Origin of the sequence: Lysinibacillus sp. NPDC059133 (assembly GCF_042755925.1) — a bacterium.
GTDB lineage: Bacteria > Bacillota > Bacilli > Bacillales_A > Planococcaceae > Lysinibacillus.
On the sequence record NZ_JBHZDH010000121.1, the window covers coordinates 1 to 1,446 of the forward strand.

Here is a 1,446-nt window from a genome sequence, read left to right on the forward strand (position 1 = left end):
TGAAGTGACCCCTAAAAGTTAGACACGGTTATTTCATTAGGCAGCTTGTATAAAATGAGTTCGGTATTGCACCGGACTCATTTTTAATTTTGCCTTCATCCGTTTCGTATTGTAGTATTCAATATATTTTTCTAGTTCTATTTTAAAATGCTCTACACTTTCAAATTCCTTCAAGTAGAGGAATTCCGACTTCATAATTCCAAAGAAATTCTCCATCACAGAGTTGTCGTAACAGTTTCCTTTACGAGACATACTCTGCACAATTCCTCTTGATTGAAGTCTTTTACGATACTTTTCCATTTGATAGTGCCAGCCCTGATCTGAATGCATGAGTAGCTGGTGGTCCTCTGGTAAGTATTCTAAAGCTTTTTCTAACATATCTGAAACAAGTGAATAGGTAGGCCTTGAACCAATTGTATACGTGATAATTTCACCATTAAATAAATCTAAAACAGGCGATAAATAAAGCTTCTCTCCGAATAATTTAAATTCTGTAATATCCGTTACCCATTTCTCATTTGGCGCTTCCGCTGTAAAGTTGCGGTCTAAAATATTTGGCGCAATTTTACCCACTGAGCCTTTATATGATTTATATTTTTTCATACGCACGAGGCACTTTAAACCGAGCTCTTTCAAAATGCGCTGAACTTTTTTATGATTTACTTTCTGCCCACGATTCGCTAACTCATCACGTATACGACGGTAGCCATAACGACCTTCATGTTCTTCGTAAATCGCTTCGATTTCTGCTTTTAAATCGGCATCTGGATCCGGTAAATCTAACTTTTTTGCCATATCATAAAATGTACTACGCGGAATTCCTGCATACGTCACAAGTGCTTTCACCGAATATTTATGCCTTAATTCACAGATGACTTTTACTTTGTCTTTTGTGGTAATTTTTCCTTGTTTTGAACTAAGGCATTCAACTTTTTTAAATACTCGTTTTCCATTTCGAGTTGTTTAATACGCGCTTGAAGTGCTTCTGTAGAGCCTTCTACTGCTGCTTGTTTTGATTGTGTATTCGAATCTTTTTTCATGAATGGACGCCCCTTTTTCTTTGACTGAAGGGCATCCACTCCATGTGTTTCGAGTTGTTTTTTCCAAACAATAATCGTTGAAGGGGCAGATATATTAAAAATAGCTGCAGTTTCAATAGTAGATGTACCGAATTCAGTCATGTAATTAAGTACATCTAGTTTAAACTCTCGTGTATAAATTGTACATTGTTTAATAAATGCGTCTACACCGTTATATTCAAATTGTTTGACCCATTTTTGGATTGCTTTATGATTTACACCAATAGATTTTCCAATTGTTCGATAACTCTCATTACCATTTAAATATCGAGCAACAGCTTGTAATTTTTCTTCTGCACTAAATTTAGCCATAGAAAAACTGCACCTCCAATTGTTAGATTGTGTCTAACAATTGGGGTGCAGTTCA

At 35.7% G+C, this 1,446-nt stretch carries 1 protein-coding gene; it reads right to left on the minus strand.

The features are described from left to right. Positions 1-36: 36 nt before the first annotated feature. A protein-coding gene (locus ACFXN8_RS26465; RefSeq protein WP_386848325.1) for an IS3 family transposase occupies positions 37-1,391 on the minus strand; the annotation gives its coding sequence in 2 pieces (ribosomal slippage) (positions 37-938 and positions 938-1,391; 1,356 coding nt in all). Between the last annotated feature and the right edge of the window lie 55 nt (positions 1,392-1,446).